The organism is Scopulibacillus cellulosilyticus (assembly GCF_042665295.1).
In the GTDB taxonomy this organism is placed as follows: Bacteria; Bacillota; Bacilli; order Bacillales; family Sporolactobacillaceae; genus Scopulibacillus_A; species Scopulibacillus_A cellulosilyticus.
This window is the reverse complement of the sequence record NZ_JBHTCO010000035.1, coordinates 1-20,994: the sequence shown is the minus strand read 5'-3', so window position 1 is coordinate 20,994 and position 20,994 is coordinate 1. Positions and strand designations below refer to the sequence as shown.

At 39.1% G+C, this 20,994-nt stretch carries 17 protein-coding genes; 3 read left to right on the top strand and 14 right to left on the bottom strand.

Going from position 1 to position 20,994, the window contains the following annotated elements; all coding sequences use genetic code 11:
- Positions 1–7: 7 nt before the first annotated feature.
- From ACFQRG_RS17050 to ACFQRG_RS17015, 8 genes are all read right to left on the bottom strand, one after another.
- Positions 8–2,761, bottom strand: coding sequence for a response regulator (locus ACFQRG_RS17050; protein WP_380968234.1), 2,754 nt, complete (start codon positions 2,759–2,761; stop codon positions 8–10).
- Positions 2,762–2,931: 170 nt separating this feature from the next.
- Positions 2,932–3,408, bottom strand: a complete 477-nt coding sequence (locus tag ACFQRG_RS17045) for a divergent PAP2 family protein (RefSeq protein WP_380968231.1) — start codon at positions 3,406–3,408, stop codon at positions 2,932–2,934.
- A gap of 414 nt (positions 3,409–3,822) precedes the next feature.
- The gene (locus ACFQRG_RS17040; protein WP_380968228.1) at positions 3,823–5,733 is read right to left on the bottom strand and encodes an ABC-F family ATP-binding cassette domain-containing protein; all 1,911 of its coding nucleotides are present in this window, start codon (positions 5,731–5,733) and stop codon (positions 3,823–3,825) included.
- A 45-nt stretch (positions 5,734–5,778) separates the two neighbouring features.
- A complete protein-coding gene (locus tag ACFQRG_RS17035) occupies positions 5,779–6,237 on the bottom strand; it encodes a threonine/serine exporter family protein (RefSeq protein WP_380968226.1) in 459 nt (152 codons plus the stop codon).
- A 21-nt stretch (positions 6,238–6,258) separates the two neighbouring features.
- A complete protein-coding gene (locus ACFQRG_RS17030; RefSeq protein WP_380968223.1) occupies positions 6,259–7,008 on the bottom strand; it encodes a threonine/serine exporter family protein in 750 nt (249 codons plus the stop codon).
- 458 nt (positions 7,009–7,466) lie between these two features.
- Entirely contained in the window at positions 7,467–7,613 is a 147-nt protein-coding gene (locus ACFQRG_RS17025) for a hypothetical protein (protein WP_380968220.1), read from the bottom strand.
- 65 nt (positions 7,614–7,678) lie between these two features.
- Positions 7,679–8,554 carry a polysaccharide deacetylase family protein gene (locus ACFQRG_RS17020; protein WP_380968217.1) on the bottom strand — a complete coding sequence of 292 codons (876 nt, stop codon included), beginning with the start codon at positions 8,552–8,554 and terminating at the stop codon, positions 7,679–7,681.
- Between the two features lie 73 nt (positions 8,555–8,627).
- Positions 8,628–9,926: a DEAD/DEAH box helicase gene (locus ACFQRG_RS17015; RefSeq protein ID WP_380968251.1), complete on the bottom strand. Its 1,299-nt coding sequence runs from the start codon at positions 9,924–9,926 to the stop codon at positions 8,628–8,630.
- A gap of 197 nt (positions 9,927–10,123) precedes the next feature.
- On the opposite strand from ACFQRG_RS17015, the gene pepT reads away from it, so the two are divergent.
- From pepT to ACFQRG_RS17000, 3 genes are all read left to right on the top strand, one after another.
- Positions 10,124–11,362, top strand: a complete 1,239-nt coding sequence (gene pepT / locus ACFQRG_RS17010; RefSeq protein ID WP_380968214.1) for a peptidase T — start codon at positions 10,124–10,126, stop codon at positions 11,360–11,362.
- A gap of 221 nt (positions 11,363–11,583) precedes the next feature.
- Positions 11,584–12,723, top strand: coding sequence for a 5-methyltetrahydropteroyltriglutamate--homocysteine S-methyltransferase (locus tag ACFQRG_RS17005; protein ID WP_380968211.1), 1,140 nt, complete (start codon positions 11,584–11,586; stop codon positions 12,721–12,723).
- A gap of 164 nt (positions 12,724–12,887) precedes the next feature.
- The gene (locus ACFQRG_RS17000; protein WP_380968208.1) at positions 12,888–13,325 is read left to right on the top strand and encodes an Hsp20/alpha crystallin family protein; all 438 of its coding nucleotides are present in this window, start codon (positions 12,888–12,890) and stop codon (positions 13,323–13,325) included.
- Positions 13,326–13,391: 66 nt separating this feature from the next.
- Here ACFQRG_RS17000 and rlmN read toward each other — a convergent pair whose 3' ends face one another.
- The 6 genes from rlmN to ACFQRG_RS16970 form a co-directional block, all read right to left on the bottom strand.
- Positions 13,392–14,459, bottom strand: a complete 1,068-nt coding sequence (rlmN, locus tag ACFQRG_RS16995; RefSeq protein WP_380968205.1) for a dual-specificity RNA methyltransferase RlmN — start codon at positions 14,457–14,459, stop codon at positions 13,392–13,394.
- 193 nt (positions 14,460–14,652) lie between these two features.
- Positions 14,653–15,138, bottom strand: a complete 486-nt coding sequence (locus ACFQRG_RS16990) for a PaaI family thioesterase (RefSeq protein ID WP_380968203.1) — start codon at positions 15,136–15,138, stop codon at positions 14,653–14,655.
- Positions 15,139–15,297: 159 nt separating this feature from the next.
- On the bottom strand, positions 15,298–16,638 hold the full coding sequence (locus ACFQRG_RS16985) for a C1 family peptidase (protein ID WP_380968200.1): 1,341 nt from the start codon (positions 16,636–16,638) through the stop codon (positions 15,298–15,300).
- Between the two features lie 331 nt (positions 16,639–16,969).
- The gene (locus ACFQRG_RS16980; RefSeq protein ID WP_380968198.1) at positions 16,970–18,349 is read right to left on the bottom strand and encodes a GntP family permease; all 1,380 of its coding nucleotides are present in this window, start codon (positions 18,347–18,349) and stop codon (positions 16,970–16,972) included.
- Between the two features lie 394 nt (positions 18,350–18,743).
- Complete coding sequence (locus ACFQRG_RS16975) at positions 18,744–19,448, bottom strand: response regulator (RefSeq protein ID WP_380968196.1); 705 nt, start codon at positions 19,446–19,448, stop codon at positions 18,744–18,746.
- 48 nt (positions 19,449–19,496) lie between these two features.
- Positions 19,497–20,861, bottom strand: coding sequence for a sensor histidine kinase (locus tag ACFQRG_RS16970; RefSeq protein WP_380968249.1), 1,365 nt, complete (start codon positions 20,859–20,861; stop codon positions 19,497–19,499).
- Between the last annotated feature and the right edge of the window lie 133 nt (positions 20,862–20,994).

Here is a 20,994-nt window from a genome sequence, read left to right as displayed (position 1 = left end):
TTTACACCTATCTTTGGTAAAGCCATACCCGGATAATTGACAATAGCTGTTCTATATTTACCGGCTTACTTATATAATCAGATGCTCCAGCCTCTATACATTGTTGTCTGTCACCCTTCATTGCCTTAGCTGTCAGGGCAATGATTGGAATATTACTGCATTCAGGAATTTCCCGGATAATTTGAATCGCTTCAAATCCATCAATTTCAGGCATCATAATATCCATAAGAATCAAATCAGTATCCGGATTGTTTTTTAATACATTAATCCCTTCCCTGCCGTTTTCCGCAAATATAACCTCCACGTTATAAGTCTCAAGCGCGGTTGTTAATGCAAATATATTACGCATATCATCATCTACGATGAGTATTTTTTTGCCTTTTAATAAATCCTTCTCTTCCTTTAACTGTTGTATTATTTCGTCCTTCTGAACCGGCATTTCTTCAGATTGACTTAAATCTTTAGAAAGCCCCGCCGCGGTCTCTTTAATAGAACTGGACAGACCAGCCAATGGATTATTTACAGAAATATTTGGGAGGTACAGGGTAAACGTGCTTCCTTCTCCTTCAATACTTCTGACGTCAATAAATCCGCCTAACAGCTGAGCAATGTGCATACTTATCGACAGCCCTAATCCTGTTCCGCCATATTTGCGGCTTGTTGTCCCATCCGCTTGTTTAAACGCTTCAAAAATAATGTCTTGTTTTTCTTCCGGAATCCCAATACCCGTATCACTGACAGCAAAAGCGAGCATCAAATTTGAATCGTTAATGCCATTTTCACCTTTAGGCATATGTTCTTGTACTTTACTGATTTGCAAAGACACTTCGCCATGTTCTGTAAACTTAAAAGCGTTTGATAATAAATTATTCAAAATTTGCCGTAACCGCTGATGATCAGTTTTAATAACTTGCGGCAAATTATTTGCCAGTTGAACGCTAAATCGGACATTTTCCCGATGCGCACAAGGTTTAAACCGTCTTTCTACAAACTTCTTTATATCAATCAGCTTTACATCTTCAGGAATTACCTCCATCTTTCCCGATTGAACTTTAGTTAAGTCTAAAATATCATTGATTAAATGTAAAAGATCGTTTCCTGATGAAAAAATTGTTTTAGCATACTCCTTTTGCTTAGCGGTCAAGTTTTGTTCCGGATTATCCGCGAGCATTTGCGCGAGAATTAATAAACTATTAAGCGGTGTTCTTAATTCATGAGACATATTAGCCAGGAATTCAGATTTATATTGTGAATTAAGGGCCAGCTGCTCTGCCTTCTCCTCAAGACTTTGTCTTGTCTTTTCCAATTCCCGTGTCTTTTGCTCAGATTGCCTATATTGATCTTCCAACTGCTCATTAACTGTTCTTAACTCTTCATGCTGCAATTGCAGTTCTTCCGACTGGCTTTGCAGTTCCTCTGTTAAAGCTTGAGAGTCTTGAAGTAATTGTTCAACTTGCATATGTCTTAAAATACTTTTTATTGTCATGCCGATATGACTGATAACCTCTTTAAGCAGCATTTGTTGAAGGGGAGTAAATGATTTAAGCGACGCTAATTCAACAACGGCAAGTACCTCCCCCTCAAATTCCGCAGGCAGAACGATAATACTCTTTGGAGATGCCATTCCAAGACCTGAAGCAATCTTTATATAATTATCAGGAACATTATTAAGTAAAAGCATTTGGTTATCGGCTGCACATTGCCCAACAATTCCTTCTCCAAAACAAAATTCCTTGGCGCCAATTTTATCCTGGCTGTAGGCCGCGTAGGACGCGGCCTTTTTAAGATATTGTCCGCTTCCTTTACCCTCCTTTATATAGAAGACACCGTAACTGGCCTCAACTAGAGGCGTGACCTTTGTTATAAATCGATGCGCTAAAGTATTTAAATTATCTATTCCAGGATACATGTTTGAAACTTCTGTAACCTTTGTTTTTAACCAGCTTTGTTCTTCAGCTGCATGTTTAAGTTTCTTCTCTTGCATGGCCTGCACTTCTAAAGATTCCGCCATTTCATTAAAAGCGGCTGCAATCGTCCCTATTTCATCTTTTGATTTGATTTTTATGCGAGGCAGTCTTCCGTTTTTACCCAGGCTGACTCTGGCCATCACAGATGTTACCCGATTAAGATTAACGGTTATATTCCTAAGAATCCAAACGGTTATGATAATTCCAGCTAACAGACCAACAATCACATATATAGAAATGATTTTAACAGCGAGGTGATATGTATGTTTGGACTGCTCAATTTTGTCGTTCACTGCCCGCTCTTGGATTCTTTGTAATTCATTGGCTATTTGCGTCATTTCCGCCCTTACCCTGCTGCTTTTATACCAGTACAATTGAGTTAATTCTTTGGTTTTTCCCTCCTTAGTAAGTTCGTCACACTTTTTTTCCATTTGAGTTAAAGTCTTATTCTTTGTTTTCAGTTCTTTAATTAACTTTCTTGGTTTATCCCACTCATTCATTTTTTCCAGAGATATCGTCGCTGAATTTGCCTTTTTCAGGGCATCATATTTACCTTTCATAAATTTCGATTCGAATTCAGCCGGCGGGTGGGCAATTAGCCCCCTTGACTCCATACTAAAAATATTTAACTCTGTTTGAATGGTATTTGCCAGTTTCGCCATTTTATAGTTCTTAGCAATAACATCCATATTCTGATAAAGCTCGTTCAGCATCATTGTTAAAATGAGCTGCAGAATGATAAATAAGCCAAAAAGAAAACCAAATCCTATATATAATTTCGTTTTAAATTTCATAACTATTTTATCCTATCTTTTTTAATTTACTATAAATATAGAATAAAAGACCCAATTTATCAAACTATTATAATTTTTTTAAATGATTTAATTGTAAGGAAGACCAGTGAGGAGCTTTTCCCCACCCGTCTCATTTTAATTTTTCAACTTAAGCTTAAGGAGTTTTTCAATTACCAAAAATAATAAAACACAATGAGTGCTAACAAAATGCCGAGAACAGCGCCAGAGTAGACTTCTATCGGTTTGTGCCCAAGTAATTCTTTAAGATCCTTCTGTCTTTCATAATCTGATTTATCTTGCCAATTTCTAAATTCGGAAACAAAAGTGGCAAAATCCTTCCGAAGCTGATTTAAAAGTGATGCATGCTCTCCCGCCTGCCTGCGGACCCCCGCAGCATCGAACATCGTGATAATGGCAAACATTGCAGCTACGGCAAATACTGTTGAACGGAAGCCGGATTCTAAGCCAACGCCTGTTGCAAGTGCTGTAACGGCACAAGAATGTGAACTCGGCATGCCGCCGTTACTAATTAATAAACCCCAATTCAACCGCCGTGACACAATTAAATGAATCGGTACCTTTATGACCTGAGCAACAAAAATGCCTAATAAAGAAATAATAAGTGGGAAATTTTCAAAAAGAGCCATTCATACAGCATCCCTTCCGTATTACTCAACAGTTCTTAATTGCTTCTTGCACCTTGCCTATTCGGCAAACTTGGGCGGCAATTTTAGTCCGCGTTTTTAAAAGTTTGATTTTTATCTTTATAATTCGATGTTCCTATTTTCTTTTGATTGATCTTTTAATAATTTCTGCTCCAAATACTAAAATTATGTCTTTCCGGTTATTGTCATCCTGGTTATTTCCGAAACAAAATTTTTTTAAAAAAAGAAGTAAACCGGGTTTAGAATTAAACTTTTCGACAGCAAAATGATTACTTTTAAATGAAAAGGCGAGTAAGAAGGCCATTTTTATCTTACTCGCAATTGTTTTAATAAGTTTGAATTAAATGAATCAGTATCTGTTAAATGAAATTATCTCAATTATTATATTTAGACTGTTTATTTACTGCTCTCAATCTCTTCCACCAGCAAAGACAGTTCTGTCCACCGTTCCATCGCCTGTTCCAGCTCTTGCTCAATTTGCTGCTGTTTTTGATAAAGCTCTTGAACTTTATCAAAATCGTTGCCTGCCTCTTCAACTTGCTTCTGCAGAGACTCCAGCTGCTCCTCAAGACTTGCAATACGGTCTTCAATCTCATTCCATTCCTGTTGTTCTTTGTATGACAACTTCTTAGGGCGTTCTTTCTTAGCTTGCTGTTTCTTCGGCTCATCCTTTGCTTTCAGGCGTTCTAACGCCAATGCCGCTTCTTTCTCTTTATTTCTGACCTCTAAATACTCGGTGTAATTTCCTTCAAAGCGGCGTATAACGCCGTCACCCTCAAAAGCAATCAGATGATCAACGACCCGATCTAAAAAGTAACGATCATGGGAAACTGTAATTACGACGCCTGGGAAATTCTCTAAATAGGCTTCAAGAATGGTCAATGTTTGCGTATCGAGATCATTTGTCGGCTCATCTAAAAACAGGACATTCGGTTCTCCCATTAATGTTCTTAACAGATACAGCCGGCGGCGTTCTCCGCCGGATAGCTTTCTAATATATGTCCATTGCACATCCCTTGGGAATAAAAAGCGTTCCAGCATCTGTTCCGCCGTTATAACTTGCCCATCTGCCGTATGAATAACTTCCGCCGCCTCTTTGATATATTCAACAACGCGTAATTCACCGTCCATTTCGACATTATCTTGCGTGTAATAACCGATTTTTACTGTTTGCCCCGTTTCAACGGTTCCTGAATCAGGATGAATCCGGCCAGCCAATATATTTAATAGCGTTGTTTTTCCACTGCCATTTGGGCCAATGATCCCAAGCCGCTCACCCGGCGTGACAATGTAGCTAAAATGGTCAATCAACGGCTTTCCTTCATAAAATTCCGTTATATCCTCTATCTCTAATACTTTGTTTCCAAGCCGTGCCGACCCGATAGCAATATCTATTTGCCCATTAGCCGTATCACTCTTTTGATCTTGCAGTTTTTCCACCCGGCCGATTCGTGCCTTTTGCTTTGTTGATCGGGCCTTAGCGCCTCTCCGCAGCCAGGCAAGCTCCCTTCGCAGGAGATTTTGCCGCTTTCTTTCATCCAGAATCTCTTTTTCTTCCCTTTCCGCTTTTTTCTCAAGAAACAACTCATAGTTTCCGTCATAGGTATAGAGCTGTCCTTTATCCAATTCAAAAATTCTGTTGGTCACACGATTAAGGAAATAACGGTCATGGGTTACAAGAAGAAGCGCTCCCGGATATTGCGATAAATAGCCTTCCAGCCACTCAATCGTTTCATTATCCAGATGGTTCGTCGGTTCATCTAAAATTAACAAATCCGCCGGTTGAATAAGTGCTTTGGCAATCGCTATCCGCTTCTTTTGTCCGCCGGATAAACCCTTTACTGATTGTGTAAAATTAGTAATGTTAAGCTTTGTTAAAATTGTTTTAGCCAAAGTATTTGCTTCCCACGCATCACTTTCATCCATTTTTTGCTGCATGGTTAAAAAGCGTTCTTGTTTTGCTGTATTTTCCGGATCAGCTTCAAGGTCAGCTAATGCCTGCTCATAATCCCTTAAAACATTCATTAACTGGGAGTCACCGTAATAGATTTGTTCGAGTACAGTTAATTCTTCTTCAAATTCCGGGTTCTGGGGCAAATATTCAATATTAAATTGTTTTGCATGAAGAATGTCTCCCTCTTCAGCTGTCTCAATTCCGGCAATCACCTTTAATAATGTTGATTTCCCGGTTCCATTAACGCCGATTAATCCAATGCGCTGCTGCTCGGAGACTGCAAATGATATATGATCAAATAATACCTTCTCACCATAGGTTTTATATAAATTTTCCACCGTTAATAGACTCATTTTTATCATCATCCCTTGAGATATTCCGTTAACCTTTTCAATCAATTACCTGCTTGTCGTTTTAGAGCGTTTTGAGTGCTTAAATTTGTTAATCAGTTGGTTAATGACTTCACTGAAGACAAGACCCACAGCAATCGCGCCAGAAACCATGAAAGCTTTTGTCGCTAATTGGATCGCTGTATTATAATCATTTTCAACAATATGTCTCATAGCATCATAAGCTGTGCTGCCGGGCACTAAAGGAATTATACCCGCAACGCTGAATACAATGACCGGTGTCTTATACCGTTTCGCAAAAAATTGGCTGATAGCCGCTACAAAAAATGCAGCTACAAATGATGCAATCACATTATTGACATGATTGTTAAACAACAAGAAATACAGCATCCAACCGATCATGCCAACAAGTCCGCATTTGATCAGGCTTTTTTGAGGCATGTTAAAAATGATACCAAAGGCGCCGGAAGCAACAAAACTTGTAAGCATCTGTTCAATGATGATCATTGCTTTTTAGCTCCTTCCTTTTTAATAAAGCGTTAGAACGACGGCTACACCCGCCCCAATGGCAAATGCCGTCAAAAATGCCTCAGCACCTTTAGATAATCCCGATACTAAGTGTCCTGCCATTAAGTCCCGTACAGCATTCGTAATTAAAAGACCGGGAACCATAGGCATGACTGAGCCAATAATAATTTTATCCAATTGATGACCGATACCGTTAGTTACAAAGAAAAAAGACAACAAACCGATGATTAGCGATGCTAAAATTTCCGCGAAAAATTTTATCTCTACTAACCGATGAAAAAAGACGAGGCTTGAGAAGCCTAATCCGCTTACTATACAAGCAGGAATAAAATCGTTCCATCCGCCCTTAAACATAATTAAAGAACATCCGCTTGCCAATGCCGCAGCAGGTATTTGCATCCAAATTGGATAGGCAATATCGACCGCTTCTACTTGTTTCAGCGCATGATAAGCTTCTTTAACAGACAAATCACCGCTGCTGATTCTTCTGGAAATGCTGTTTACTATTGTTACTTTCTTCAGGTCTGTTGAACGTGCTGAAATGCCGCTAACTTTTGTACCGGCACCATCAATAGAAAACACAATTCCCGTTGGCGTGACATAGCTGTGAGACGGTTTATTGCCAAAGGCATTTGCAATATGTCTCATCGTATCCTCAACCCGATAGGTTTCTGCCCCGCTTTGCATCATAATCTTACCGGCAAGCAAACAGACTTCCATGACTTCATCGTGGTTAATTTTGCTTTCCATTTAACTCTCTCCAAATAAGTATTAAAATGGCATTCTGAATAACCTCTAAAATTCTAAACGAAATGACTACCTTCATTATATATAGAATATCCCGGAATGGAAATGATGGACATTTGTAATTAACCCTTTTCTATACAATTGTAAGCCTCCTGTCTCATTTTCACACATTAACACTTGATGTTTATTTAATTATTAAAAAATTTCCCAGGCAATATTCCGACATATTAAATGTTTTATTGAGTTCTTCTGATACTTTTTGACAAAAAATTAACCACATTAAAGTCCTTAAACACGTTAATTTTTTATCATTATAACACCCAATACCACATTGAATTTCTTCATAAAGGAGCATTTCTTTAAACTCTTTCATCCATTTGCTTTCTGTTCTAAAGATACACGTCAGAATAAAAAAGAGCCTTAAAGTCAAAAACTTTAAGGCACATAATTGTATTCCAATATTATTCATCGTTTTCATTAATGTATTCATTAGGTCTGCCTTTACCTGTTGAACTGTGGTTCTTAAATTGACTAAGGCGTCCGTTTCTATGCTCACCAGTATTTTTTCTTGATCTAAATTGACGATCAAACTTTTCTTTATTAGCCATATCAGAACTCCCTCTCTAAATCATGTACTAAAAATAGTATCTGATTCAGGGCTTAATTTTATGCATTACTGATTGGCATTGTCCACTATTCTGCCAAACCCTTGTATAGACATCCCCGGAGAAATGCGAATACGGTGAAGGGCGTACAACCCTTGGTCGCGTGATGCCGCACCGGGTTCTGTCGTAACGGCCATCTTATAGCCGGTTTCTTTGGCTAACTTTAATGTTTCATTGTTGTAGCTGCCAAATGGATAACAAAGCAAAATGGTATTTTGATTCAACATCTTATTATATAACGCTTTCGATTGGACCATTTCGTTACGTTGTTGTTCTGCTGGCAATTGGCTTAATTGCAGGTGATTAATGGTATGGCTTTCAATTGAAATGCCATGCTGACTCATTTCTTTCATTTGTTGCTTTGTAAGATGATTCTGTTTATCAATAGACCTGCCAATCATAAATATGGTCGCTTTCATGCCATATTTTCTTAAAATGGGGTAAGCGTTTGTGAAGTTATCTAAATAGCCGTCATCAAAAGTTACTAAAATAATCTTTTTACGCGGCTTTTTACCCTGGGTTAATACATCATAAGCCTCTTCCGGCGACAGCGTATAGTATCCGTTATCCTTAAGCCATGTCATCTGTTCACGAAATTGATCTTTTGGAACGTACAAACTATTGTTGCCTGTAGAAATACTATGGTACATAAGGATTGGAATATGTACTGGCCCCCTAACTTTAAACCAACCGGATGTGTCAACGATTGACTTATTCTGTTTAGATGGACCCTCTATGTCCTCTTTCATTTCCTTAACAGGGGATTTACGCTCGACATTTTTTGCACTTTCATTTTCCAGGCTATTATTTGATTCGACATTTGAACATCCAGAAAGGGCAATCATAATAATTAGCAGTAAAATGATTAGTCTGTTTATACTCATAGTTGTCTCGCTTCTTAACGTTTTTCTTTTGTTTTCCCCTGATATTATTTTTTTATTCTTTAATGTTAATGTATCATCGTCTTTTTTGGTTTGCTTTCGATCTTGGTTTAGATCCCCGTCTGTTTTTTCCAGTTTTCAACTGAGGTTGGTTCCTTTTCTTTGCAGATTTTGAAGATAATCTGCTTTGACCGTGTTTTTTAACACTTTTAGTTTTTTCACCATTTGAAGTACGACCGGTTTGAGGGGATGCAATCTCCATACTTTGCTTTTCGACTGATAAGTTTATTCCTTTTTCAATCTTTTGCAGAGCTATCCGGTCCTTTGGCGATACCAATGTCACAGCTAAGCCTTCCTCACCGGCCCGCCCGGTACGTCCAATCCGATGGACATAGCTTTCTACGTCATGCGGGATATCGTAGTTGAACACATGGGTAACACCTTCTACATCCAGTCCCCGCGCAGCAACATCAGTAGCAACAAGAAGTTGAATTTTGGCTTCACGAAACCGCTTGATCACTTGCTCCCGCTTTGCCTGTGAAAGATCTCCATGAAGTTCATCCGAGTCATAGCCATGTTCCTTTAACGCACCGTTAAGCGCAATTGCCCGACGCTTCGTCCGGCAAAAAATAATCGCGAGAAACGGATGATATTCATCAATCAAACTGAACAATGTTGATTGCTTCTTTCGATCTGTCGTTTCCACTGCAATTTGCCTTGTTTTCTCAACAGTCATTTTCGAGCCCTTGACACTGATATCTTCCGGGTTTTTCGTATAACGATTTGCTAATGAACGAATTTGCTTCGGCATTGTTGCTGAAAACAGCATCGTCTGCCTTTTTGACGAGGCCAATCGAATAATCTCTTCCACTTCCGGCAAAAAGCCCATATGCAGCATTTGATCTGCTTCATCAAGGACAAGCATTGACAGATTAGATAGTTTTACCGTGCCGCGGCTTAAATGATCCAACAGCCTTCCGGGTGTACCAATAACAATTTGTTTGGCACCTTTTAGCTTTTTCATTTGCTTCTCGACATCCTGACCGCCGTATACAGGCAGGACATTGACATCTTCCAGACTTTTAATCAATTTTTTTACTTCCGTCGTTATTTGCAATGCCAGTTCGCGGGTCGGCGTTATAATTAATGCCTGAATGTAAGTTCTCTTTGGGTCAATTCTTTCTAAGATAGGCAGTATAAAAGCCAATGTCTTCCCTGTACCTGTTTGAGCCTGAGCAATAACATCCTTCCCTTTTAATATAACCGGGATTGTTTTTTCTTGAATGGCTGTTGGTTCGGTCACACCATTTTCCTTTAAAGTTCGATTAATTTCAGATCGAATACCTAGTTTCAAAAAATCTGGCAAAAAAGCCACCTCTTTCTTCTTTCTTCTTTCTTCTTTCTTCATTTACAAATGTTCTTTATTAGTAAGGTACTAAAATTTAGTTTACATTCTAAAATGATATATATCCATTTAAAAATGGAAATAATACGTATCTTCCTTTTTAAATCATGTCGTATCACTTTTAACGTGATAATATAAAAATATATATTTAAAGGAGATGAAAATATATGAAGGAAGAAATCATTAAAAGATTGACTTCATATGTAAAAGTGGACACGCAGTCAAATGAAAATAATGAATCATGCCCTTCTACACCCGGGCAGCTGACGCTTGCCAATATGCTGGTTGATGAGTTAAAAGAGATTGGATTAGAAGAAGTAACTATCGATGACAATGGCTACGTCATGGCGACACTGCCTTCCAATACTGATAAGAAAGTGCCGACTATCGGATTTTTAGCTCATGTTGATACAGCGACAGATTTTACAGGCGCTAATGTTAATCCGCAAATTGTTGAAAACTATGATGGCAAAGATATTGTATTGAATAAAGATTTACATATTGTATTGTCGCCGCAAAAGTTCCCGGAACTGGCCAATTATAAAGGCCAAACACTCATTACAACTGACGGCACGACACTCCTTGGTGCCGATGATAAGGCCGGCATCGCCGAAATCATGACGGCAATGGATTATTTGGTTAAACATCCGGAAATTAAGCATGGAAAAATCAGGGTTGCTTTTACGCCTGATGAGGAAATTGGCAGAGGTCCTCACAAATTTGACGTTAAGGCATTCAACGCCCAATATGCTTATACAATGGACGGCGGGCCGCTCGGCGAATTGGAGTACGAGAACTTTAACGCCGCAGCTGCAAAAATTACGTTCAAGGGAAACAGCGTTCATCCGGGCACTGCTAAAGGAAAGATGGTAAACTCAGCTAAAATTGCAATGGCATTTCATAATAAATTGCCTAAAGATGAAGCACCTGAATTAACGGAAGGCTATGAAGGCTTCTATCACCTGATTTCAATCAACGGCGATGTTGAAGAAACAAAAATGTACTACATAATTAGAGATTTTGACAAAGACCAATTTAATGCCAGAAAAGAAACCATGGAAAAAATAGCGGCTGAACTCAAAGAAATATACGGGCAAGACAGCATCATTCTGGAAATGAAAGATCAATATTACAACATGAAAGAAAAAGTTGAACCGGTAAAAGAAATTGTTGATATTGCCTATCAAGCAATGGAGAACCTGGATATTAAGCCAAACGTTGTCCCGATCCGGGGCGGTACAGATGGTGCTCAGATTTCCTACATGGGACTTCCCACGCCAAATATTTTTGCCGGAGGAGAAAACTTCCACGGTAAATTCGAATATGTTTCAGTAGAAACGATGATCAAAGCAACAAATGTGATTATTGAAATCGCAAAACTCTTTGAGCAAAAAGCAGAGGCATAGAATTTATCTATTTTACAGGTATGCAACACATTGTCTCGAAACACGTTAAATTTATCACACAGCTAACCCGTTCCATCATCGGGTTAGCTTCTCTTTGAAACCTGTCAATTTAGGAAGAAATGACTTTTGCAATAATAGGGAAATAGCGATAAAACATTTACTTTAATCGGAATATTTGCTATGATTTCAATATTTAATAGAGAAAGAAAAGGGGATAACTGATGGTACAACATTCAAATACAGAACAAACAGCATCTCAATCACTTGACCGTAAAAAGCCGCCGTTTCGCGCTGATCATGTTGGCAGCTTATTAAGAACAGCACCGATCAAAAAGGCCCGTCAGCAAAAAGCCGCAGGTGAGATTACAGCGGAACAGCTTCGCGCTGTTGAAAATGAAGAAATCACCCGCATTGTCGAAAAGCAAAAAGACATTGGCCTCAAGGGTGTAACAGACGGCGAATTCCGGCGGGCCTGGTGGCACCTTGACTTTCTTGCCGGCTTAGATGGCGTAGATTTTTATGAAACAGAAAGCGGCATCCAATTCCACGATAAAAAGACAAGAGCCCACGGCGTTAAAGTCACAGGCAAACTCGGTTTCACTGACCATCCAATGTTAGAAGATTATAAATTCCTGGACAGCATCGCGGGATCACATACAGCTAAAATGACTATTCCAAGCCCAAGTATGCTTCATGCAAGAGGAATCATTGAATCGGCTGCCTACAGCGATAAAGATGAATATTTCCATGATTTATCCCTTGCATATAAGAAGGCGATCAAAGCGTTTTATGATGCCGGCTGCCGCTACCTGCAACTCGATGATGTTGCATGGGCCTATTTTTGTTCAGAAAAAGAAAGAGAACAAACACGCGCCCGCGGATGGGACCCGGATGAATTAATTGCTAAGAATGCCAAAACGATCAATGATGCGTTAGCGGACCGTCCAGACGATCTTACAATCACTATGCATGTTTGCCGCGGCAATTTCCGATCTTCATGGGTTGCTTCCGGCGGTTATGAATACGTAGCTGAAACGCTGTTTGACGGTCTCAATCTTGACGGACTCTTCTTAGAGTATGATAACGACCGTTCCGGCGGATTTGAACCGCTTCGTTTCGTTAAAAGAAAAGACTTACAAATTGTTCTAGGATTAATCACATCTAAATTTGGCGAATTAGAAAATACAGATGATATTAAACGTCGCATTGAAGAAGCAACGAAATATGTTGATTTAAGTCAACTGTGTCTTAGCCCGCAGTGCGGCTTTGCATCAACTGAAGAAGGGAATTTAGTAGCGGAAGAAGAACAATGGGCGAAATTAAGACGCGTTGTTGAAATTGCTGAGGATGTTTGGAAGTAAGTTTAAAAGTAAGACATATCATGCCGGATAAAATCCGGTTGATGTGTCTTTTTTTAATATATAGTTAATCAATCAATATGATCGACTCATGGAATTTTTAGAATACCCTTATGTGTTATTCGAAATAATAACCTTGTACTTAATTCATACAAGGAGGTAAACACATGGCATTAGTACCGTATGATCCATTTAGGAATCTGGATAACATGAGAAGAGAGTTTGATCATTTCTTTGGACATTTTCCTTCAATTTTTGAAAATGAAAATAATTTAAGCGGCATCAGAGTAGATGTTCATGAAACAGCAAACGAAGTGGTCGCGACATGTGACATTCCTGGACTTGAGAGGAAAGAAGACGTGGATATTGATGTTGAAAATAATACTTTAAGTATCAGCGGCACTATTCATAAATCAAACGAAGTAAAAGAAGAACATATGCATAGAAGAGAGCGTTTTACAGGCCGTTTTCAAAGAGCAGTGTCTCTTCCAAGCCCCGTATCACATAAAGGAGTAAGAGCTTCCTACAAAAATGGCGTACTTGAAGTGAGGATGCCTAAACTTTCAAATGATAACAAAAGAAAAATTGATGTAGAGTTTCATTAAACAGATAAAGACATATGAAAAGATCCATTCGGTCTTTTCATATGTCTTTTTACTATATTTATAAAGTTAAATGGCTTTCGCCTTTTTAATTTGTTTACTTCTCAATTGTCCGCAGGCTGCATCAATATCTGTTCCCTGTTCCTGACGAACGCCGCAATTGATGCCTTTTTTCTGCAATGTATCATAGAATGCCTGTACGGATTCTTGATCACTTCTTTGATATTGGTTGTGTTCATCAACAGGGTTATACGGGATTAAGTTAACATATGAAAGATGCCGTTTATTTTTAAGAAGATTAGCAAGCTGCAGTGCCTCTTCCTTATGGTCATTCACATCTTTCAGCAAGATATATTCAAAAGTGATTCTCCGGTTTGTTTTTTCTAAATAGTAATCAACGGCTTTCATTAACTTTTCAATCGGGAAAGCGCGATTGATTTTCATGATTTGTGTTCTCAGTTCATCATTTGGCGCATGCAGTGAAATCGCCAAGTTCACTTGTAATTTGGTGTCGGCGAATTCATAAATTTTATGCGCAAGGCCGCTTGTAGAAACGGTAATATGTCTCGCACCGATGGCAAGTCCCTTTTGATCGTTAATAATATGCAAGAAGTCGATCATGTTTTCGAAGTTATCAAATGGTTCACCGATTCCCATCACAACAACGTGACTGACTCTTTCTCCTTGTCCCGCTTCATCGAGATGATATTGAACGTTCATAATCTGCTCGACAATTTCTCCGCTGGATAGATCACGATTTTTCCTTAATAAGCCGCTGGCACAAAAAGTACAGCCGATGTTGCAGCCTACTTGGGTTGTGACACAGACCGATAAACCGTAGTGATGTCTCATCAATACCGTTTCAATTAAATTGCCATCCTTTAATTTGAACAGAAATTTTATCGTACCGTCCGCTGATTTTTGCTTAACCTTTTGTTTTAAAGTGTGTATTTCAAAGTTATCTTCCAATAATTGAATACATTCTTTGTTAACATTATTCATCTCCGAAAACTTCGTAACCCGCTTTTTATATAACCAGTCCCAGACCTGTGCAGCACGAAATTTCTTTTGTCCATGATCTATAAGCCATGTTGTTAACTGATCTATTGTCAATCCATAGATGGATGATTTACTCATTGGTTTTACCCTCTTTTCAAATCTTTACAATTACTTCTATACTACTGAAAATATCACGACATCGCAACTGGGTAATTAAAATATGAAATATCTGTAAGCATGAGATTTCCTTTTGAAATAAACATAATAAGAAAACAAAAAAGCAGGATGATCCCCTGCCTTTTGTATAAAATATGTCATTACTAAGTCAAGCTTAATCCTTTTTTATAAACGTGCTGGGCATTACCACTGCAACGACTTCTCCGCGGCAGCAAAGTGTATCGCCGGCATAAATCTCTGAATTAATCTTCCACTTTTTTGGGTGAATTTCCTCTACTGTCCCAATTGCTTTTAACGGAATATCTTGCGGGGTTGGTTTTAAAAAGTCCACTTTTAAAGAAGCTGTCACAAATCGCGGCGGTTCCGATCCGTCTCCTGGTTCATGACCATTTTTACGGTGTAAAGCTAAAGCCGCCGAGCCTGTCCCATGGCAATCCATTAACGATGCAATTAATCCGCCGTAGACAAAGCCTGGAAGTGCTGTATGTTTCGGTTGCGGTGTGTAAATGGTCACGGTCTGTTTTCCTTGCCAGCCGGTACGGAAATGATGACCCTCTTCATTTAACCGGCCGCATCCGTAACACCAAGCAAAATCATCTGGATAATCATCTTGAATGGCTTTTGTTATTACTTCTTCCATTATTTCTCACACCCCTTTTTGAATAGTATAACATATTAAAGGCAGAATTAGCTAAATTTTGGGACAAACGATTCGATGAAAATCATAAGAACTGGCCAGCCTCATCATCTGACCAGTTTTGATTATTTTATTGGCAAGAAAAGCACTAGAATAATGCGCCTATTTCATCATAGCCAGCGACCCCATTGGATCCCAAGGCTGAAGCTCAATCGGTTCTTGATCCAGCGCATTCTTCAGATCTTCGGAAAGATATTTTTTATTTACCACAACTTGATAGGTGTATTCATCCATCCATTTGTCACTCATGACATAGTAACCTTTGTTTCCGGCTTTTTCGCCCCAGCTGTTTTCTACTTTCCATCTGTTCGGTTTGCCATCCACTAAATTTACTCCGGTAAGAACCATGGCATGAGTCAGGCAGCTTTCCATATAATCCAGTCGTTCACCTTTGGTCATTTGAAACGGCATACCGAAAGTTTTCTCGTAATCATAGAGATCCGTATCCATAATCCCGTGATCCCTATTAGAAAATTTACCGACATCGCATCCAAACCAAACGCTTTCGTTGTCTTTGATCTGTCTGACAGCAAGCTGCTTTAACGTTTCCATATCGACATTCAAATACTTGATTGGTTTTCCGCCAACAACATTTCCTAGAAATTGTACTGTATACGTTTTTTCGTAAGGTTTGTCTTTCGTCGGCGCGTTTATAATACTTACATAATCGTCCAGGTTCAGCCCAACATATTTTTTATAAAATTCATGAGGCGTTATCCCTTGGTCTCTATGAAACTCGTTATCTTTATCCCTGTATTCAAAATCAAACGTTTTTGGCGGTTCTCCTAAGGAAAGGACAAGAATCTTATAAACTTCGGAAAGCATATTATCCTTCACTTGCTCCAATTCTTCTCTTGACTTCCCTTCATTGTGGAAGTTTCTTAACTTGATTGCATCCTCTCTCAGCTTGGCATTCAAAACAGCATTGAGCTTTCTTGAGTTGCTGCTTTGGAAGGTTTCCGGCATCACTTGCTTTGGAACAACACCATACTTGTCAATAAGGGATACAAGCATATCCCACTGTCCGCCGTCCTGCTGAGGCGTAGATAGAATCCAAGAAACTAATCTTCCATCCAAAGGCTGATCTGCGGTCTCCAGTATACTTTCAAGAAAGAAGTTGGACTTCTCGAATTTATCCCAGAAGTTAGTGTAATTTTGGGATAACTCAAAGTCATTTAATTTAAAGACACTATTCATTTTGTGACGAAAAGTATTCAGTGCTGCAAACATCCAGCACCTGCCGCTTTGCTTCTGGTTTGATACTTTTCCAGTTTGAATCTCTTCGGAGAATACTTGGTTCATAGCCACTGCAGCATGATTATTTTCGGCAGTTGCATCAATGCCATTTTTCATCATAGCGTTTTTTATGACTTGATTATGTACTTGAGCATTAAGGTTATTCGAATACTTTTCAACCATTTTTACTGAAATTTCCTTTGCCACGCCAGTCCCCTCCAATCAATTCTCAACTTTAATTTTATTCCTATTCCTTATTAAACACAAAAATTCTGAATCATTCATTGTTGTTAATAAAGAAATCTTGCCGATTGGCAAGCCTTAATAGGCGAAGACAGAGGCCTAGCTGCGCTTATACTATCGACCTTATCTTGGCTGCTTCGCCGAACCTTCATCTAAGTTGTCAAGATCTTTCTGATAGTATACAGAAAACAAAACTTAACTGGTGCAATACTTATTTGATCTATATTATAGAAAAACCCCGAGGCATGTCCCGGGGTTAATCTAACTTTATATTTTATAGTGAACCTAAGCTCAATTACCCTACGATTAAATTAAGCAGTAGTGCCATCGCCAGCCCAACAAGCCCAACGATTGATTGGACGATGGTGATCGTTTTAAACGTCTCACCCATCGACATGCCAAATGACTCCTTTACCAGCCAAAAGCCTGCGTGATTCGCATAATTGAAGAATAATGAACCCGATCCGATGGCGACCACTAGCAATGCGGTATTGATGCTAGGATCAGCCGCAAGCGGTGCCAATAAACTTGTTGATCCAACGATTCCTACTGTAGCTGAACCAGTAGACACAGATAATAAGGCTGCAACCAACCAGCCTAACGCAATGGCGGAAAAGTGTAAGCCTGCTGTCAGATGAACGATAGCATCACCAACGTTAGAATCCTTCAATACCTGTCCAAAAGCACCGCCGCCGGCGATGATCAGCAAAATTCCGGCTATCGACTTTAGACTGGAGCCAAATGAATCACGAAGTTTTTTTGTATCTGCTCCGCGAGCGTATCCAAGCAGAATCATCGCTGCAATCAATCCGATCAACATTGCGATAACAGGTTCCCCGATAAATTCAGCCACTTTGTTAGCCATAGATTTCTCTGGCAGAAAAATCCCCGCCAGTGCGCGAATCAACATCATTACAACGGGTAATAATATGGCCACCAACGCAGTAAAAAAAGGGATTGGCTGCGCTTCTTCCTTAACTTCCTTTTCGGCTGTGTATTGATCAAGCAAATCATTATCAGGACGGACAGTCATACGCGGGGCAAGAAATTTGGCGTATACTGGTCCGGCTATGATAATTGAAGGAATTGCGCAAATAAATCCGTAAATCATTGTCAAACCGAGATTCGCATGAAACGCGCTGACTGAGATCAGCGGGCCGGGATGCGGCGGAACCATGCCATGCATTGTTGCAAGAGCGGCTATAACAGGTACGCCGACGAGAATATAAGGCGACCCTTTTGTTCCGCCATGTTGCTCCAATTTACGGGCAACAGTAAAAATAAGCGGTAAAAGAATAATTAATCCGACTTCAAAAAACATTGGTATGCCAATGATAAATGCAGCGGCAGCCATCAACCACGGCAAGCTTCGCCGGGTGGAACCGCGCAAAATTACCGAAGCAATACGGTCACTGGCTCCGGAATCTGCTAATAGTTTTCCAAGCATAACACCTAGAGCTACCGTAAGCCCGACATTTCCTAATGTAGAACCCGCACCTTCTTCAATCGATTTGGCAAGCTTATCGATACCAAGCCCAGATGCCAGTCCCGCACCAACTGATACGACCAATAGTGCTACAAAAGGATGCAGGCGCAACTTTGATACAATGAAAAAAATCAGCAACAGAATGCTGCAAACCGTAATAATAAGTAATTGGATATCATGACCTGTCATGAAGGCAACTCCCCTTTCAGGTTTAATTTTCCTTAAAACATATTTTTTATTAATAAGATATTATGTCCCGGGAAATAATACACAACAAATAAAAACACTATTTTACATCTTTCAAAAATATTTGCCAAATAACAGCAGATAAAACGAATGATACAATGATATTCACAATAATAATGTAAAAATATCGAAAATTACTCTGATTTTATAAAGCGCTTTCACTGGCAAACTAATATTAAGAGGGCTCTTTTGTAAAGTTTACATTAAAGAAGTGCTCCATGAAATATTTCAGAAAAAAGCAGATTAAAAGTAATAAAAATAATAAAGTGAATAAAATCAGTACAAGGGCACGACGTAAACTGTCCATGCCCTTGTAATTCCTTTATGAATTTGCGGATCATTTTAGCCGTCTATACTTTCGTTCGGGTCGCCCAACAGTGCCATAAAATATTTCGACGTCTAATTCATTAATTGATACTAAGTACTCCAGATATTTTCTGGCTGTAGAATGGCTGCTCCCAATTAAATTTGCCAAATCATCAGTGCTTATTAATCCGGATTGGCTTTGAATTTTATTACGGACGTTTTTTAAAGTAAATTTGTCAATCCCCTTTGGCAATACACTCTTCAAACTATTTCCAATCTGATGTGAGGCATCCTTTTCTGCTTTGTGAAAGAGTAAATCGACTTCATTTTGGCTCATCTGTTTACCCTGTATTAGTTCACTGCGCGCGCGTGAGTATTGTTCCAGTGCTGCTAAGTATCTATCAATACTGATCGGTTTAATGAGATAGCTAAACGCGCCGCCGCGTATGGCTTCACTGACTGTTTCTGCATCATTTGCCGCCGTTATCAGGATAACATCAATTCCCAAGCCGCGATTTCTTACCTCCCGTAATAATTCAATTCCGCTTATATCCGGCAGGTAAATGTCCAGCAAGATTAAGTCCGGCTTCGCAACTTCCAACAGTTGCAACGCTTGTTGACCGGAACTGGCAGTCGCAATGACGCAATATTGATCCAGCTTAAGAGTAAATTGTTCGTATATTTTTGCTGCAACATCATCGTCTTCTACTATCATGACATGTATTTTATCCGACACGCATCGTCCCTCCTGACATCACTCATTTCGGCCTGAAATTTATTCACGCTATAACGGGATAACAATCGAAAACCTTGATCCGCCTAATTGACTTTTGTCAATGAAAATTTGTCCATTTAGCAATTTAATTATATTTTTTACAATGGCTAATCCCAGACCATGGTTTTCGCCAGTTTTAGTGGTATAGCCATTTTCGAAAATCATTGACTCCAACTCTTTAGGAATTCCGGGTCCATTGTCTTCAATATCAAAAATAAGATCCCGGCCTAAATCGGTAAATGAAACTTTCACAATACCTTTCGATCCATTTTTTACCCGCGCTGCTTCCATTGCATTATCAATGATGTTTCCAAGAATCGTAACTATCGACCTGTTATCAATCGAGGCAGGGATATTTGTTAGATTACTGTCTGGATCTATTTGCAATTGGACTTTTAATTCTTTGGCCCGATTCACTTTACCAAGAAGACAAGCAGAAATTAATGGATCCTTTACAGATGACATAAGAAAAGCGATGATATCCTGTCTGTCTTTTATTTCATCTGCGATTAAGGATTTGGCCATTTCGTATTTCTCTAATTGTAACAGTCCGAATATCGTATTTAACCTGTTCAGATATTCATGATTTTGCGCTCTTGCATTTTCAGAAAACACCTTTATTTTTGAAACCTCGTCCAACATAAATTCAATTTCCGACTCCGTTCGAAGTGTTAAAACTGCTCCCTTTACATCTGTATCCTGGACAATAGGCGAACAGTCAATAATATAAACCTGATTCCCAAGCAGAACTCTTTGGTTCTTTTGCCCCTTGTTGGACTGGACGACATTATTTAAAATCTTTCTTAAACGCGGGCTTTGTATTTGTCCGCCTATGGTTAATCCTTTTTCTTTTAAAATTCTGCGGGCCTTTTTATTCATAGATTTAATCCGTTCATCTAAATCAACAGCAACAATCGCATCCCGTATAGACTCTAAGGTTGCTTCTCTTTCTTTGAATAAGAAGGAAATTTCTTCAGGTTCCAGCCCAAAGATCAGCCTTTTTACGCGCCGGGCAATCGTCATAGCTCCGATGATACCTGCAGCGAGTATCAAAACGGATATTCCAAAGATTTCAAGATTATATTGGATGAGACTTTTATCTACATCATTCAATAAGAAACCTACTGAAGAAACACCAATGATTTTTCCTTTATCATTATAGATTGGCGTTTTCGCCTTTATTGCGGGCCCGGATACGCCTGTCCCTTCATAAATGACCGATTTCCCATGGGAAAATACCGGATTATTACTGGTCCCCATCTCTTTTCCAATTTCGTATTCTTTATTTGCTGAGTACCGAATACCGGACTTGTTCCCAACAACAACATAACCCGCTCCAGTTAACTTTCGAATAGCCTCCGTTCGGGGTTGAATAACTTTGGCTCTATAATATTTGTTGGGGTATGAGAAAAATTAAAACAAAAAAATACACGCAAGCTCCTTAATCCTTTACACTTGAATTGTTCAGAAACAAGAGAAGGATAGGAGTTACGTGTATATGCATTTT

Coding starts and splice junctions, on each gene's coding strand:
- ACFQRG_RS17050 (WP_380968234.1), bottom strand. CDS start 2,761: ATGAAATTTAAAACGAAATTATATATAGGATTTGGTTTTCTTTTTGGC.
- ACFQRG_RS17045 (WP_380968231.1), bottom strand. CDS start 3,408: ATGGCTCTTTTTGAAAATTTCCCACTTATTATTTCTTTATTAGGCATT.
- ACFQRG_RS17040 (WP_380968228.1), bottom strand. CDS start 5,733: ATGAGTCTATTAACGGTGGAAAATTTATATAAAACCTATGGTGAGAAG.
- ACFQRG_RS17035 (WP_380968226.1), bottom strand. CDS start 6,237: ATGATCATCATTGAACAGATGCTTACAAGTTTTGTTGCTTCCGGCGCC.
- ACFQRG_RS17030 (WP_380968223.1), bottom strand. CDS start 7,008: ATGGAAAGCAAAATTAACCACGATGAAGTCATGGAAGTCTGTTTGCTT.
- ACFQRG_RS17025 (WP_380968220.1), bottom strand. CDS start 7,613: ATGGCTAATAAAGAAAAGTTTGATCGTCAATTTAGATCAAGAAAAAAT.
- ACFQRG_RS17020 (WP_380968217.1), bottom strand. CDS start 8,554: ATGAGTATAAACAGACTAATCATTTTACTGCTAATTATTATGATTGCC.
- pepT (WP_380968214.1), top strand. CDS start 10,124: ATGAAGGAAGAAATCATTAAAAGATTGACTTCATATGTAAAAGTGGAC.
- ACFQRG_RS17005 (WP_380968211.1), top strand. CDS start 11,584: ATGGTACAACATTCAAATACAGAACAAACAGCATCTCAATCACTTGAC.
- ACFQRG_RS17000 (WP_380968208.1), top strand. CDS start 12,888: ATGGCATTAGTACCGTATGATCCATTTAGGAATCTGGATAACATGAGA.
- rlmN (WP_380968205.1), bottom strand. CDS start 14,459: ATGAGTAAATCATCCATCTATGGATTGACAATAGATCAGTTAACAACA.
- ACFQRG_RS16990 (WP_380968203.1), bottom strand. CDS start 15,138: ATGGAAGAAGTAATAACAAAAGCCATTCAAGATGATTATCCAGATGAT.
- ACFQRG_RS16980 (WP_380968198.1), bottom strand. CDS start 18,349: ATGACAGGTCATGATATCCAATTACTTATTATTACGGTTTGCAGCATT.